The sequence below is a fragment of the Klebsiella sp. MISC125 genome (assembly GCF_051131775.1).
Classification (GTDB): domain Bacteria; phylum Pseudomonadota; class Gammaproteobacteria; order Enterobacterales; family Enterobacteriaceae; genus Klebsiella.
Genome location: NZ_CP180448.1, coordinates 4,287,354 through 4,302,499 on the forward strand (window position 1 = coordinate 4,287,354; position 15,146 = coordinate 4,302,499).

A 15,146-nucleotide genomic window follows, 5' to 3' on the forward strand; every position below is an offset into this window, starting at 1 on the left:
AAACGCGCCTGACGGCGCGTTTTTTTATGGCTGACAAATTTCACCTGGCTGGAATTGCCCGGTGGCGGCTAGCGCCTTACCGGGCCTACGAAAACAGGCATATAGCTAGTGCTGACACCCCGGGCACCAGTAAAACGGTCGCGACGATAGCATCGTTCTCTCGATAATCCCGCCGCAGCGCTCGCAGGCTTCCCCTTCACGATGGAAAACCTTAAAACGAAACAGCGCACCGTGATGTTTATTTTCATCCACCAGACCGCGCGTGTTGTAAGACAAACGCGGGATATCGAGCAGCGCGTGGGCCAGCGCATCAAGCTGTTTGTCATCCAGCTCAGAGGCTTTATGACGCCCGGTTAATCCCACCTGCCAAAGGATCTCAACGCGCAGATAATTCCCCAATCCCGCAAGAAACGCTTGATCCAGCAGCAGCCCGGAGAATTGACGGTTGCGAAATTTCGTCGATAGAAGCCGCTCTTTGACCTGTTCAACAGTGAGGGTCATATCAAGCACATCCGGCCCCACCCGCAGCAAAAACGGATGCTGAGCGAGCTGTTCCGGGGTCAGCATCTCAATATCGGAGGCGCTATAGAGCAAAATGGCCTTGTGCGCCGTCTGTAGCCTGACGCGCAGAATGCGGGTCGTCTCTGGCTGAGACTCAGCCTCGACCACCCGCCAGACGCCGTACAGCTGATTATGGCTATAAAGCGTCAGCCCACCGGAGAAATGAGTCAACAGCGCCTTACCGCGAGTTTCAATGCGCGTGACCTGCTGACCGACCAGTTGAGATTGATAAGATTGTAATTGCGGAAAGGCGAACCACGCTCGCGTGAGGGGTTCGCCTTTGATCGCCGCCTCCAGGCTATCCGCCGCGCGGCGGATTTCCGGGCCTTCCGGCATAATCATGTCCTTCTGTTTAGTGCGTGGCGCCGCCACCGATTTTAACGTCATCGCCCTGTTGCAGGGCGGCAGCGATAGCCGTTTCCAGCGCTACACGCACCGTTTCTACCGCCATACTCGCTTCACCAGGATGGGCCGCAGCCTGCTCCGGCAGATAGGGAATATGGATAAAGCCGCCCTTTGCGCCTGCCTTTGCACGCAGTCCATGCAGCAGACCGTACATCACATGGTTGCAGACAAAGGTTCCCGCCGTTTGCGACACCGATGCAGGGATCCCCCGACCACGCAGCGCGGAAACGATCGCTTTGATCGGCAACGAGCTGAAGTAGGCCGCCGGACCATCGGCAACAATCGGCACGTCGATCGGCTGCAAACCTTTATTGTCCGGGATCCGCGCATCATCGACGTTAATCGCCACCCGTTCGACGGTAATATCGACGCGTCCTCCCGCCTGCCCAATGGCAAGGGTCAAGACGGGATCCAGCTCATCCAGCGCGGCATTTAATACCGTGAGGGCTTCGCCAAAAACGCACGGCAGCTGCCGCGCCACCACAGGCTGTCCGGCAATGATAACGCCATCCAGTTGCTTTACCACTTCCCACGAAGGGTTAACCGCCTCGCCGCCAAACGGCTCGAAACCGGTAATCAATACGCCAGCCATGATCCCTCCTTACAGGAACATCAGGAAATAGAGCAAAAAGACGTTAACGGTAAGCAGCAGTACGCCAGTCGGTATCTGCGCCTTAATGACCGCATTTTTATCCGGCAGATCCAGTAACGCTGCCGGAACGATATTAAAGTTGGCCGCCATTGGCGTCATCAGGGTGCCGCAATAGCCAGAAAACATACCAATCGCCGCCATCACCGCCGGGTTACCGCCATGCTGAAGCACCAGAATGGGAATGCCGACCCCTGCGGTAATAATGGGGAACGCGGCAAAGGCGTTACCCATGATCATCGTCAGCAGCGCCATGCCTATGGTATAGACGGCAACGGCGATAAACCGGCTGTCTACCGCCAGATAGTTCTGCGTCAGCCAGGAGATGCTATTGCCAACGCCCGCAGCGGTAAACAGCAGCCCGAGAACCGCGAGGATCTGCGGTAAAATAAACGCCCAACCGACCGAATCCAGCAGACGACGCGCTTCCTGTAACGGTTGCGCTGCCGTTTCATGGGTCATTCGAATAGCCATCGCCAGACCGATCAACGTTCCGAGCGTCATTGAGAAGAGAGTAATCAGCGTAGAGTGGTTACCCGCGCCAAATACCATCACTTGTAACGACGGCAGATTGTTAAACAATAAAACACCGACGACCGTCACCACCGGAATCGCCAGTGCCGGATAGAACAGCCGGTTACCGAGGCGGGTCGCGCTCTCAGTACGCTCTTCAGGCGAACGTTGATGATATTTTCCCAGCTTCACGCCGCCAAAACCGGCAATCAGCGCCAGCACCACGACCACGCAGCCAACGGCAATATTAACGGTGCGTTTATCGCCGAACAGTTGGTATGTCCAGTCACCAAACAGGAATACAACACCGTACAGACCCCAGAACAAACCGGTAGTCAGACGGCGCGGATTCGCTTTATCCCGCCATGACATCACCGCCACAATCAGCAAAATGACGCCCGCAAGCCAGTAGAGATAGTTTTGTTGGAAGTTCATGCCGCACCGCCTTCAGTCCGGCCAGCATTGATCTTCTTCAGTTCACGCTGTATCTGATGATCCAGCCGCCACAGGCGCGCGGAGTGAATCAAGAAGGCGCAGACCGCCGTCGGGATCCCCCACAGAGCGATATGCAGCGGTTCGGTCTGAATACCGCCCGACTCCAGCATGAAGTTATGCATAAAGATAATCGCACCGAAGGCGACGAAAATATCCTCACCGAAAAATAAGCCGACGTTATCGGTCGCGGCCGACATGGCGCGTAAACGATAGCGAATTGCGCCGGGCAGCGGCCCGTGGACTTTCTCTGCAGCCCCCTCCGCCATCGGCGCCAGCAGCGGGCGCACCATTTGGGGATGACCACCCAGGCTGGTCAACCCGAGCGCGGCGGTCACTTCACGGATAAACAAGTAGACGATCAGCAGACGACCAGACGTAGCGCTTTGGATCTTCGCGATCCACGCCTGCGCACGTTCTTTCAGGCCGTGCCGCTCCAACAGGCCAATAACCGCCAGCGGCAACAGCAGGATAAGCGGTAGGTTGCGGGTATTAAGGAACCCTTCACCCAGCTTTTCAAGAATGGTGGCAACCGGCATATGGGCCGCCAGACCGGTGACGATGCCGGAGATAATCACCACCAGCACCGGGTTAAAACGCAAAACGAATCCGACCACGATCGCGGCAATACCGATCAACGGCCAGAGGGATACTGACTCTCCCATAGTAACATCCTGTATGTTGTGAATTGTTGTTTGTTGTTAACTAACTGATAATATTGTTTTTATTCTTCTATTTCAGCGCTGACCTGTATATTGCGCCCGGCAAACGCCGCACGCAAGCGGCGCGCAAAAACTAATGCATGTTCCCCATCTCCATGTAAACAGACGGTTTCTGCCATCACATGCGCCCACTCTCCGGTAACGCTGCGTACCCGATTGTGTTGGACCATTTCCAGGGTCTGCGCCAGCGCCTGCTCTTCGCTATCGATAAGCGCTCCCGGCTGCGTGCGCGGTACCAGGTTGCCATCAGCCTGGTAGCCGCGATCGGCAAAAACTTCCTGCCGCGTGGTCAGGCGATAGTGCTGCCCGGCGCGGATCAGTTCACTGCCCGCCAGCCCCACCAGCACCAGCGCCGAATCGAGATCGCGGACAGCTCTGGCGATAGCGTCCGCCAGCTGCGGGTCTTTTGCCGCCTGGTTGTAGAGCATACCGTGAGGTTTGACGTGCTGGAGCGTGCCACCTTCCGCACGAACCATCGCCGCCAGCGCACCAACCTGATACAGCGTCTGCGCATAAACCGTCTCCGGCGGCAGCTGCATGGCCGTGCGGCCAAAATTCTCCCGGTCAGGAAAGCTGGGATGCGCGCCCACGGCAACGCCGTACTTTAGCGCTTCCCGGACACACTTATGCATTATCACGGCATCCCCTGCGTGGAAGCCGCAGGCGATATTGGCGGACGAGACCAGTTGTAATAACGCGCTGTCGTTACCACAGCCTTCGCCGAGGTCGGCATTCAAATCAATTTTCATCGTTCAGTCTCCACGCCAGTTGCTCCAGATAACGCTGCTGATCGGCGCGGGCTTTCAGCGCCTCTTCCAGCGTACAGGGGACAAAGTGAATCGGTTGGCCGAGCGGTATTTGCGCCAGCTGATACATATCGGCTTCGATAATGCTGGCAATGCGCGGATAGCCGCCGGTAGTCTGCGCATCGTTCATCAGCACGATAGGCTGGCCGTTATGCGGAACCTGCACCACGCCGGGCAGCAGGCCGTGGGAAAACATCTCCCGATTGGTGGTACGCACCAAAGGCTGCCCTTGCAGGCGATAGCCCATCCGGTTGCTCTGCGGGCTAAGCTGCCACGGCGAGCGCCAGAAAGCTTGCTGCGACGCGCTATCAAACTCATGGTACTCCGGACCCGGCAAAGCACGGATCCAGTTACCCACAGGCAACTGTTTTACGCCACGCGGTGTGCTGAACTGCTTCGTCGATTTCCCCAGTTTTAGCTGGTCACCGTCCTGCAATCGTCGCCCCTCAAGGCCGCCAATTCCCACTTTCAAATCGGTACTGCGCGAGCCGAGGACTTTCGGTACCGCAATCCCTCCCGCCACCGCCAGATAGCTGCGAATGCCGATCCGCGGCGTTTTGAGTACCAATCGTTGACCCGCTTTTGCTGCCACGCGCCAGCCCAGCCAGACCGGTTGACCATCCAGCGTCGCTTCACAGGCGGCACCAGTCAATGCAAACCAGGCATCGCGGGCAAACTGAATGTCCACCTGGCCCAGGGTGATTTCCAGCGCTGCGGCGTTGGCCCCATTACCGACCAGCAGATTGGCGATAACCAGCGCCGGTTTATCCATCGCGCCGCAGCGGCTGATACCCAGCTGGCGTAACCCTTCACGCCCGCCGTCCTGTACCGAGGTATACATCCCGGCACGGATAATCTTCAACATACGCCCTCCTTTTGCGGCACGAAACGCACCCGGTCACCGGAACGCAGCAGTACCGGTTCCTTGCGCTTCGGATCAAACAGCGCCAGCGGCGTATGGCCCAGAAGCTGCCAGCCGCCCGGCGTAGCCAGCGGGTAGATCCCGGTTTGCGCCCCGCCGATACCGACAGAACCAGCGGGTACCAGCAGACGCGGCTCCGCCCGGCGCGGCATGGCCAGCTGCTCCGGCAAGCCGCCAAAGTACGGGAAGCCCGGCTGGAAGCCGAGGAACCACACCATGTACTCCACCGACGAGTGCAGTTCAACCACCTGCTTTTCACTCAGGCCGCTGTGGCGAGCCACCTCTCCCAGATCCGGCCCCCCTTCGCCGCCGTAAACCACCGGAACCGAAATCTCCCGCGATTGCGGCTCAAGCGTGTCGCACTCCTCCCACCAGAGCTGCAAACGCTCAATCGCATCCCACGCCGTTCGCTGGGGGTTACGCAATATCACGGTAATGTTGTTCATGCCCGGAACGGCTTCCACCACCTCGGTATGACCAATCAGCCGCTGGGCTAAACGCCAGATCCGTTTCTGACTCTCCAGTGTCACCGGAGGTTCAAGCTCCAGTACGACTGCCGTTTCACCTAACAAATAACAACGCGCTCGCTGCACTTTTGCCTCCGTTCATCAAGCCGGGTTCGGAATATCAATAAACGTGACATCCAGTTCGGTGTTTTCCGTCAACCATTCGCTTAACGCGCGAATACCGCCGCGCTCGGTGGCATGATGGCCGGCGGCATAGAAATGCAGCCCCTGTTCGCGCGCCGAGTGGATGGTTTGCTCCGAAACTTCACCGGTAATAAACGCATCAACGCCAAAACGGGCCGCGCTATCGATAAAGCTCTGGCCGCCGCCGGTGCACCACGCCACGCGGGTCACTTTGTCCGGCCCGGTATCACCGCTCCACAGCGGTTTACGCCCCAGCCGTGCTTCAATCCACGAGGCCAGCTCCAGCCCGGATACCGCCATCGACAGTTCGCCCCACGGCACCAGCGGTTCGATTTCGCCCATCACATTAATGCCAAGTAATGAAGCCAACTGAGCGTTATTACCCAGTTCCGGGTGAGCGTCGAGCGGCAGGTGCCAGCCATAGAGGTTGATATCGTTAGCCAACAGCGTTTTAAGACGGTTGCGCTTCATGCCACGAATAATGGGCGATTCGCCTTTCCAGAAATAACCATGATGAACAATCACCGCATCTGCCTCCAGGCGCACGGCTTCATCAAGCAGCGCCTGGCTGGCGGTCACGCCGGTCACGATTTTTTGCACCGTCTCGCGCCCTTCCACCTGTAACCCATTAGGTGCGTAATCGCTGATGGCCGCGCTATTCAGTTTTTCATTAATCAGTTGTTCCAGTTCGCTATTTTTCATTATCGCTCCATCAGGTCTTCGTGTAATGCAAAGGAATAACATAGCGTTATCCGCCCGCTCCGTCGATAGTTCTGCCGCTTCGGGGTCTGTTTTGACTTTTAGCAAAATCCCGCGATTTGTCTACTCCCCTCTTCGCGCATTCGTGTATATTTATGCACTATTACAGCATATTAAATAACCAGAAAGCCTATAAGGCCATGAATATCACTAGCTAATGGCTATTCATGCAGAAAGATCGACTTTCCTTTTTATGGCAGGACAGAACGTTAAATGAACACATCATCTTCACAGCCGCGGGCGATTTATTACGTCGTCGCGCTGCAAATCTGGGAATACTTCAGTTTTTACGGTATGCGCGCACTGCTGATTTTGTATCTCACCAATCAGCTTAAGTATAACGATAACCATGCGTACGAACTGTTCAGCGCCTACTGTTCTCTGGTTTACGTTACCCCTATTCTCGGCGGCTTTCTGGCCGATAAGCTGCTCGGCAACCGCATGGCGGTGATGATTGGCGCCCTGTTGATGGCTGTCGGTCATCTGGTGCTCGGGGCCAGCGAAGTCGCTCCCACCTTCCTTTATCTGTCGCTGGCGATTATCGTCTGCGGCTACGGGCTGTTTAAATCCAACGTCAGCTGTCTGCTCGGCGAACTGTATGAACCCACCGATCCGCGTCGCGATGGCGGCTTCTCGCTGATGTATGCCGCGGGTAACGTGGGGTCGATCATTGCGCCAATTGCCTGTGGCTACGTGCAGGAAGAGTACAGTTGGGCAATGGGCTTCGCCCTGGCGGCGGTCGGGATGATCGCCGGGCTGGTCATTTTCCTTTGCGGTAATCATCACTTCCGTCACACCCGGGGCGTGAATCGCGAAGCGCTGCGGGCGCGGAATTTCGTGTTGCCAAACTGGGCCTGGCTGCTGGTACTGCTGGTCACGGCGCCGTTGTTGATTACCGTGCTGTTCTGGCAGGAGTGGTCGGTGTATGCGCTAATTGTGGCGACAATTATTGGCCTGACGGTTCTGGCGCGTATCTACCTGCGCGCAGAGACTGCCAAACAGCGTAAAGAGCTGCGCCTGATTATGGTGCTAACCTGCTTCAGCCTGCTGTTTTGGGCATTTGCGCAGCAGGGCGGCAGCTCAATTAGCCTGTATATCGACCGCTTTGTGAACCGCCATTTTATGAGTTACGAGATACCGACGGCGATGTTCCAGTCGGTCAACGCCTTTGCGGTCATGCTCTGCGGGGTCGTGCTGGCGTGGTTGGTGAAAGAGAATATCAACGGCAACCGTACCGTGCGTATCTGGGGCAAGTTCGCGCTGGGCCTCGGCCTGATGAGCGCCGGTTTTTGCATCCTGACGCTGAGCGCGCGCTGGTCGGCGGCTTACGGGCAATCCTCAATGCCGCTGATGGTGCTGGGGCTGGCGGTAATGGGCTTCGCCGAGCTGTTTATCGACCCGGTGGCGATGTCGCAAATTACCCGTATTGAGATCCCCGGCGTGACCGGCGTACTGACCGGCATCTATATGCTGCTCTCCGGGGCCATCGCCAACTATCTGGCGGGGGTAATTGCCGATCAAACCTCGCAGGGTTCGTTCGACGCCGCCGGAGCCGTCAACTACTCCATTAACGCCTACATCGAGGTGTTCAGCCAGATAACCTGGGGCTCGCTGGCCTGCGTCGGCCTGGTGCTGGTTATCTGGCTGTACCACTCTGTGAAGGTCAGGACTCGTCGCCTGGCGCTGGAGTCTTAAGTTCTCTGGCGGCCTCCCAGGCCGCCAGCGTCTCCAGCCGCGCCTGTTTGTGATCGACAATCGGGCGCGGGTAATCCAGCATCACGCCATTTTTCTCCGCCCACAGCCACGGTTGATGCACCGCTTTCTCCGGTACATTGGCCAGCTCCGGCAACCAGTGACGAATAAACTGCCCGGATTTATCAAACCGCTCTCCCTGGGTCGTCGGGTTAAAAATGCGGAAATAAGGTGCAGCATCGGTACCGGTTGACGCCGCCCACTGCCAGCCGCCATTGTTCGCCGCCAGGTCGCCATCAATCAGCTGTTCGATAAAGTAGCGCTCCCCCAACCGCCAGTCGATTCGCAGGTCTTTCACCAGGAAGCTGGCGACAATCATCCGCAAGCGGTTATGCATCCACCCAGTAGAATTAAGCTGACGCATGGCGGCATCAACGATCGGGAAACCGGTTTGCCCGCGCTGCCAGGCCTGCAGCGCGGATTTATCATCCAACCACGCCACGTTATCGGTCCAGGCGATAAAAGGTCGTCCTTTACACAAATTCGGGTAGTAAACCATCAGATGGCGATAAAACTCGCGCCAGATAAGTTCGTTGAGCCAAACCGCCCCCGCTTCCCCCTCCAGCGCTCGCGGCTGCTCCACCAGCAGGCGATGCAGGCACTGACGCGGTGAAAGCACGCCGACCGCCAGGCACGGCGACAGTCGGCTGGTCCCCTCGATGGCCGGAAGGTCGCGCTGCTCATCATAATCGGCGGCCTTCTGCTGGCAAAAACGGCGTAGCTGATTGATAGCGGCTTTTTCATCCGCAGCAAACAGGTCGCTATCAAACGGTGTCTGCGAATAGTCTAACTTCACTTCAGTCGTTGAATCTATTGCCCCACCGACGCGGGCTTTCGGCGCAGCAACGCACTCCGGCAGCGCCTCCTTTAAGCGGCGAATAAAGGCATTTTTAAACGGTGTAAACACCTTATACATTTCGCGATTGCCGGTCAGCACGCTGCCGGGCGGTAACAGCACACTGTCATCAAAGCCCTGACATATCACGCCTTGTAAGTTTTTCTCGACTAACGCATCGCGCTGGCGTTCATTAATTTCATACTGGTAATTGTAGAAAAGATGGCTGACCTGCTGCTGCTTACAGACTTCAGATAGCAGCGTCACGCTGGCGGCGAAGTCCTCCGCATGTTCAATGAGCAGCGGGATCCCCCGCTCGGCCAGCGCCATTTGTAAGCTATCAAGATGACTGACAATAAATGCCGCCTGACGCGACGCCATGCCGTGCTGACGCCATTGTCCCGGCGTGGCGATAAACAACGCCACCACGCGAGCATGAGGATCGCGACAGGCAGCAGCAAGCGCCAGGTTATCGTGAACGCGCAAGTCCGCGCGAAACCAGACCAGATGGGTGGCCATAAAACTCCTGCAATCAGTGATTTTTTATTCGTCCAGCGCTTGCGGCCAGCCGGTGAAGTAGCGCTGGCCGGAGAGATAAGCGTCCGGAAATTCGGCCATATAGTGTTTGAGCTGATTCACCGGCGCAAGCAGCGGCTCTTTTCCCAAACGATAGTCGTCGATAAGTGCAGTCAACGCCTGCTTCTGTTGGGCAGTGAGATGTTCGCGGAAATAACCCTGAACGTGCATGAGCACATTAGTATGGTTTTGCCGGGTGGAGGGATGAGCCAGTAGCGTCACCAGACACTCACGATAGGCGTCAAAGAAGGCGTCCAGCGAAGACCAGTCGGCCATGGCTGCCACAAAAGGGCCAATCTGCCGGTATTCCGGCTGTGAATGCGCCAGCAATATCAGCTTGTAGCGGCTATGAAAATCCACCAGTTTGCCCCGGGTCAGCCCATCGCGACGCAGATTATCCAGTTCACGTAAGGTGTAAATACGGGTTTTGCTATCGTCTTCCAGCCAGGTGTCGCTCATCACTTCTCCTTGTATCATCAGAAGTAATAAGTGTAAGCCACAACAGGCAAAAAAAACCGCCGGGGGAAACCGGCGGCTTACAGCGTTCAGACGATATGTGGATATCAGTAAAAATCTGCGGAGGCTTTTTCCGCCTGCGCCATCCATACCGGCTGGTCGCTGGTTTTTGACCACACGCGGTGCAGCCAGCTGTAAAAACGGGCACGATCTTTCCAGAACAACATCACCGGAAGCGCCGCCACGCCAGCCACAACGGCGAAAGTGCGACGCGCGAAGATTACGTGAGCAGGATAAGTTTTGTACAACGCCATAATTTCTCTCCCCTTTGTCAGGCCGGCAATCAACGCCGGTAAAGTATCAATGTGTCTCTGGTTAAAATAGTACCGCTTTGGCTGTAATTTTACTACTCATCCGACCACTAAAAAGCACTTATTTAGCCTTTATTTACATTCACCCGGTAACTTAGTTACATAAAAGTTAAAATAATACTAACCATTAGTTAAATTAAGGGATTGGTGATTTTTATATTTTTTTTACACCCTTGCAGCTAATTTTTGCGAAATCTTTGCGCCCGACTTCCTATCCTCCTCGTAAATCAAAAAGACACCCGGAGGTGGATTGTGACTGCAGGCGTAATCGCTGGCGTAGCGCTGGTGTTCCTGTTGCTGGTTTATCTGGTTTATGCCCTGATACACGCGGAGGCATTCTGATGGCCGCTCAAGGATTTTTACTCATCGTGAGCTTTATTCTGCTGCTGATGCTCCTGGCTCGTCCGCTGGGAACAGCGCTGGCGACCATGATCAACGATGTCCCGTTACCGGGACTTGCCGGTATAGAACGCGGATTATGGCGGGCTGCGGGCATTCGTTCGCAGGAGATGAACTGGTATCAATACTTACTCGCCATCCTGCTGTTTAACGCGCTGGGTCTGGTGGCGCTGTTTGCGTTGCTGATGTTCCAGGGCTCCCTGCCGCTTAATCCGCAGCATCTGCCCGGCTTGTCCTGGGATCTGGCGCTGAATACGGCAGTGAGCTTTGTCAGCAACACCAACTGGCAGGCCTACGGCGGGGAAGCCACCATGAGCTACCTCAGCCAAATGGCGGGGCTGGCAGTACAAAACTTCCTCTCCGCTGCCACCGGCATCGCGGTGGTCTTTGCGCTTACCCGCGCTTACGCCCGGCAAAAAGTCAGCACGCTTGGCAATGCCTGGGTCGATCTGACTCGCATCACCCTCTGGCTGCTGCTGCCCATTTCACTGCTGATTGCGCTGTTCTTTATTCAGCAGGGTGTGCCGCAGAGCTTCGCGCCGTATCAGGGTTTTACCTCGCTGGAAGGGGTACGCCAGATGCTGCCGATGGGGCCGGTCGCCTCGCAGGAAGCGATTAAAATGCTCGGTACCAACGGCGGCGGCTTCTTTAACGCCAACTCGGCGCACCCGTTTGAAAACCCGACCGCGCTGACCAACATGGTGCAGATGCTGGCGATCTTTTTGATCCCGGCGGCGCTGTGTTTTGCCTTCGGTGAGGTAGTGGGCGACCGCCGTCAGGGACGGGCAATTCTGTGGGCAATGACGCTTATCTTTATCGTCTGCGTGGCGGTCGTCATGTGGGCCGAAACTCGCGGCAACCCGCACTTGTTAAGCCTTGGTGCCGACAGCAGTCTAAATATGGAAGGCAAAGAGAGCCGCTTCGGTATTCTCGCCAGTAGCCTGTTCGCCGTGGTCACTACCGCCGCCTCCTGCGGGGCGGTCAACGCGATGCATGACTCCTTTACCGCACTGGGCGGGATGGTGCCAATGTGGTTAATGCAGATTGGCGAAGTGGTGTTCGGCGGCGTTGGCTCGGGACTATACGGCATGCTGCTGTTCGTCATGCTGGCGGTATTTATCGCCGGGCTGATGATTGGCCGCACACCAGAGTACCTCGGTAAGAAAATCGATGTCCGCGAAATGAAGATGATTGCGCTGGCCATTCTGGTTACGCCAACGCTGGTGCTGCTCGGCACAGCGCTGGCGATGATGACCGAGGCCGGGCGCGCGGGGATGTTTAACCCCGGTCCGCACGGTTTCAGCGAAGTGCTATACGCCGTCACCTCAGCGGCGAATAACAACGGCAGCGCCTTCGGTGGCTTAAGCGCAGCAACGCCGTTCTGGAATCTGCTGCTGGCATTCTGCATGCTGGTCGGTCGCTTCGCGGTCATTATCCCAGTGATGGCGATTGCCGGTTCGCTGGTGAACAAGAAAATTCAGCCCACCGGTACCGGTACGCTCGCCACGCATGACGTGCTGTTTATCGGCCTGCTGATCGGCACCGTACTGCTGGTTGGCGCGCTGACCTTTATTCCCGCGCTGGCACTCGGCCCGCTGGCGGAACACTTTTCCTTACTTTAAGCGATTGCGGAGCAACCTGTTATGAGTCGCAAACCATTAGCCCTGCTGGAGCCGACGCTGGTGCGCCAGGCGCTGCTGGACGCAGTGAAAAAACTTAGCCCGTCAGTACAGTGGCGTAACCCGGTGATGTTTATCGTCTGGATTGGCAGCTTGTTAACCACCCTGCTCGCCATCGCCATGGCCAGCGGGCAGATCGCGGGTAACGCCGGGTTTACCGCCACTGTCAGTATCTGGCTGTGGTTCACCGTATTGTTTGCCAACTTCGCCGAAGCGATGGCCGAAGGCCGCAGTAAAGCGCAGGCCAATAGCCTTAAAGGGGTACAAAAGACCTCGTTTGCCCGCAAGCTACGCGCCCCACAGCACGATGCGCAAATTGATCACGTACCCGCCGAAGAGCTACGCAAAGGCGACGTGGTGCTGGTCGAGGCGGGGGATATTATTCCCTGCGATGGCGAAGTTCTCGAAGGCGGCGCGTCGGTAGATGAAAGCGCCATAACCGGCGAATCAGCGCCGGTTATCCGTGAATCTGGCGGCGACTTCGCCTCGGTGACCGGCGGGACGCGTATTCTTTCCGACTGGCTGGTGATCCGCTGTAGCGTTAACCCCGGCGAAACCTTCCTTGACCGGATGATCGCTATGGTTGAGGGGGCCCAGCGTCGCAAAACGCCAAACGAAATCGCGCTGACGATCCTACTGATCGCCCTGACGATTGTGTTCCTGTTAGCCACCGCCACCATCTGGCCCTTCTCCGCCTGGAGCGGTAACGCGGTGAGCGTCACGGTACTGGTGGCGCTGCTGGTGTGCCTGATCCCCACCACCATCGGCGGCCTGCTGTCGGCCATCGGCGTCGCCGGGATGAGCCGGATGCTCGGCGCTAACGTGATCGCCACCAGCGGGCGCGCGGTAGAAGCGGCGGGTGATGTTGACGTGCTGCTGTTGGACAAAACCGGTACCATCACCCTTGGCAACCGCCAGGCCTCAGCGTTCCTGCCCGCCCAGGGCGTGGAGGAAAAAACCCTTGCCGATGCCGCCCAGCTCTCTTCGCTGGCAGATGAAACCCCGGAAGGCCGCAGTATCGTGGTACTGGCGAAGCAGCGCTTTAATCTGCGCGAGCGCGATCTGCAATCACTGCACGCCACCTTCGTGCCGTTTACCGCCCAGACCCGGATGAGCGGTATCAACATCGACCAACGCATGATCCGCAAAGGTTCGGTGGATGCCATTCGTCGCCACGTGGAAGCCAACGGCGGTCACTTCCCGGCCGATGTCGAAAAACAGGTTGAAGAGGTCGCACGCCTCGGCGCAACGCCGCTGGTGGTTGCCGAAGGCGAGCGGGTGCTGGGAATTATTTCACTCAAAGATATCGTCAAAGGCGGCATTAAAGAGCGTTTTGCTCAACTGCGCAAAATGGGGATTAAAACGGTGATGATCACTGGCGATAACCGCCTGACCGCCGCCGCCATTGCCGCAGAGGCCGGAGTGGACGACTTCCTTGCCGAAGCCACGCCGGAAGCCAAGCTGGCGCTGATCCGCCAGTATCAATCCGAAGGGCGACTGGTGGCGATGACCGGTGACGGTACCAACGATGCCCCGGCGCTGGCGCAGGCCGACGTGGCGGTGGCGATGAACTCCGGCACCCAAGCGGCAAAAGAGGCTGGCAACATGGTTGACCTCGACTCCAACCCGACCAAATTGATTGAAGTGGTGCATATCGGCAAACAGATGTTGATGACCCGTGGCTCTTTAACCACCTTCAGTATCGCCAACGACGTGGCGAAATATTTCGCCATTATTCCGGCCGCGTTTGCCGCCGTCTATCCACCGCTGGCGATGCTTAACGTGATGCATCTGCACTCGCCCTCCTCGGCGATTTTAAGCGCGGTGATTTTTAACGCGCTGATTATCGTCTTTCTGATCCCGCTGGCGCTGAAAGGCGTGAGCTATAAGCCGCTGTCGGCCTCGGCGATGCTGCGCCGTAATCTGTGGGTCTACGGTCTCGGCGGGCTGCTGGTGCCGTTTATTGGTATCAAAGCCATCGACCTGTTACTGACCCTGACCGGGCTGCTGTAAGGAGATAATCATGTCAATAATTCGTCCGGCCCTTGTACTTTTTATTCTGTTGACGCTCATCACCGGCGGCGTCTATCCGCTATTAACCACCGCGCTGGGACAGTGGTGGTTTCCGCAGCAGGCCAACGGCTCGCTAGTGCGCATTGAAGGCGAAGTGCGTGGTTCCCGCTTGATCGGGCAGAACTTTACCGCTGCGGGCTATTTCCAGGGCCGCCCTTCCGCGACGGCGGAGGTAGCGGATAACCCGTTGGCTTCCGGCGGCAGCAACCTTGCCGCCAGCAATCCGGCGCTGGATAAAGCCATCAGCGAACGGGTGCAGGCCCTGCGCGACGCCAACCCGGATGCGAATCCGACGGTACCGGTTGAACTGGTGACCGCTTCAGCGAGCGGGCTGGATTACAGCCTGACCCCGGCCGCCGCGCTGTGGCAGGTACCTCGCGTCGCCAAAGCACGACAGCTCAGCGTTGAACAGGTGAGCCAGTTGGTTAATGAGGCAACGCAAAAACCGTTGCTCAGTTTTCTCGGCCAACCTGTGGTAAATATACTGCAGCTGAATATGTCGCTGGATGCCCTGAAGGATAAGTGA

15 protein-coding genes and 1 pseudogene are annotated in these 15,146 nt (G+C 57.2%); 5 read left to right on the forward strand and 11 right to left on the reverse strand.

Annotated elements, in window-relative coordinates; translation table 11 throughout:
* Window positions 1-105 precede the first annotated feature (105 nt).
* Genes nei through ACMYSL_RS20260 form a run of 8 tightly spaced genes read right to left on the reverse strand, consistent with a single transcriptional unit; the run spans window position 106 to window position 6,422 of the window.
* A complete protein-coding gene (nei, locus tag ACMYSL_RS20225) occupies window positions 106-897 on the reverse strand; it encodes an endonuclease VIII (RefSeq protein ID WP_112214479.1) in 792 nt (263 codons plus the stop codon).
* Window positions 898-913: 16 nt separating this feature from the next.
* Entirely contained in the window at window positions 914-1,558 is a 645-nt protein-coding gene (gene pcp, locus ACMYSL_RS20230) for a pyroglutamyl-peptidase I (protein WP_434659745.1), read from the reverse strand.
* A 9-nt stretch (window positions 1,559-1,567) separates the two neighbouring features.
* Complete coding sequence (locus ACMYSL_RS20235) at window positions 1,568-2,563, reverse strand: DUF979 domain-containing protein (protein ID WP_142512013.1); 996 nt, start codon at window positions 2,561-2,563, stop codon at window positions 1,568-1,570.
* Window positions 2,560-3,285: a DUF969 domain-containing protein gene (locus ACMYSL_RS20240; RefSeq protein WP_112214482.1), complete on the reverse strand. Its 726-nt coding sequence runs from the start codon at window positions 3,283-3,285 to the stop codon at window positions 2,560-2,562. Before ACMYSL_RS20240 ends, ACMYSL_RS20235 begins: the two co-directional genes overlap by 4 nt.
* Window positions 3,286-3,344: 59 nt before the next feature.
* Window positions 3,345-4,091 carry a 5-oxoprolinase subunit PxpA gene (gene pxpA / locus ACMYSL_RS20245; protein ID WP_304257065.1) on the reverse strand — a complete coding sequence of 249 codons (747 nt, stop codon included), beginning with the start codon at window positions 4,089-4,091 and terminating at the stop codon, window positions 3,345-3,347.
* Complete coding sequence (gene pxpC, locus ACMYSL_RS20250) at window positions 4,081-5,013, reverse strand: 5-oxoprolinase subunit PxpC (protein WP_434659746.1); 933 nt, start codon at window positions 5,011-5,013, stop codon at window positions 4,081-4,083. The genes pxpA and pxpC overlap by 11 nt, the downstream gene beginning before the upstream one ends.
* Window positions 5,007-5,663, reverse strand: coding sequence for a 5-oxoprolinase subunit PxpB (pxpB, locus tag ACMYSL_RS20255; RefSeq protein ID WP_434659747.1), 657 nt, complete (start codon window positions 5,661-5,663; stop codon window positions 5,007-5,009). The genes pxpC and pxpB overlap by 7 nt, the downstream gene beginning before the upstream one ends.
* Before the next feature lie 15 nt (window positions 5,664-5,678).
* Window positions 5,679-6,422, reverse strand: a complete 744-nt coding sequence (locus ACMYSL_RS20260) for a type 2 GTP cyclohydrolase I (RefSeq protein WP_110277319.1) — start codon at window positions 6,420-6,422, stop codon at window positions 5,679-5,681.
* Window positions 6,423-6,692: 270 nt separating this feature from the next.
* Between ACMYSL_RS20260 and dtpD the strand changes: the two genes are divergently transcribed.
* On the forward strand, window positions 6,693-8,174 hold the full coding sequence (gene dtpD / locus ACMYSL_RS20265; protein ID WP_434659748.1) for a dipeptide permease DtpD: 1,482 nt from the start codon (window positions 6,693-6,695) through the stop codon (window positions 8,172-8,174).
* Here dtpD and phrB read toward each other — a convergent pair.
* The 3 genes and pseudogenes from phrB to ACMYSL_RS20280 form a co-directional block, all read right to left on the reverse strand.
* Window positions 8,143-9,585: a deoxyribodipyrimidine photo-lyase gene (gene phrB, locus ACMYSL_RS20270; protein ID WP_434659749.1), complete on the reverse strand. Its 1,443-nt coding sequence runs from the start codon at window positions 9,583-9,585 to the stop codon at window positions 8,143-8,145. The genes dtpD and phrB overlap by 32 nt on opposite strands.
* A gap of 24 nt (window positions 9,586-9,609) precedes the next feature.
* Window positions 9,610-10,068 (reverse strand): annotated as a pseudogene (locus ACMYSL_RS20275) (DUF1722 domain-containing protein); the annotation flags it as partial.
* A gap of 137 nt (window positions 10,069-10,205) precedes the next feature.
* Entirely contained in the window at window positions 10,206-10,412 is a 207-nt protein-coding gene (locus ACMYSL_RS20280) for a YbfA family protein (protein ID WP_110277323.1), read from the reverse strand.
* A gap of 309 nt (window positions 10,413-10,721) precedes the next feature.
* Here ACMYSL_RS20280 and kdpF point away from each other — a divergent pair, with 309 nt between their 5' ends.
* From kdpF to kdpC, 4 genes are read left to right on the forward strand one after another with little or no spacing between them, the layout of a single operon-like run.
* Window positions 10,722-10,811: a K(+)-transporting ATPase subunit F gene (gene kdpF, locus ACMYSL_RS20285; RefSeq protein WP_049250631.1), complete on the forward strand. Its 90-nt coding sequence runs from the start codon at window positions 10,722-10,724 to the stop codon at window positions 10,809-10,811.
* Window positions 10,811-12,490 carry a potassium-transporting ATPase subunit KdpA gene (gene kdpA, locus ACMYSL_RS20290; RefSeq protein ID WP_434659750.1) on the forward strand — a complete coding sequence of 560 codons (1,680 nt, stop codon included), beginning with the start codon at window positions 10,811-10,813 and terminating at the stop codon, window positions 12,488-12,490. Before kdpF ends, kdpA begins: the two co-directional genes overlap by 1 nt.
* Before the next feature lie 21 nt (window positions 12,491-12,511).
* Window positions 12,512-14,560 (forward strand): potassium-transporting ATPase subunit KdpB, encoded by a 2,049-nt coding sequence (gene kdpB, locus ACMYSL_RS20295; protein ID WP_434659751.1) that lies wholly within the window; start codon window positions 12,512-12,514, stop codon window positions 14,558-14,560.
* A 10-nt stretch (window positions 14,561-14,570) separates the two neighbouring features.
* A complete protein-coding gene (kdpC, locus tag ACMYSL_RS20300; RefSeq protein WP_434659752.1) occupies window positions 14,571-15,146 on the forward strand; it encodes a potassium-transporting ATPase subunit KdpC in 576 nt (191 codons plus the stop codon).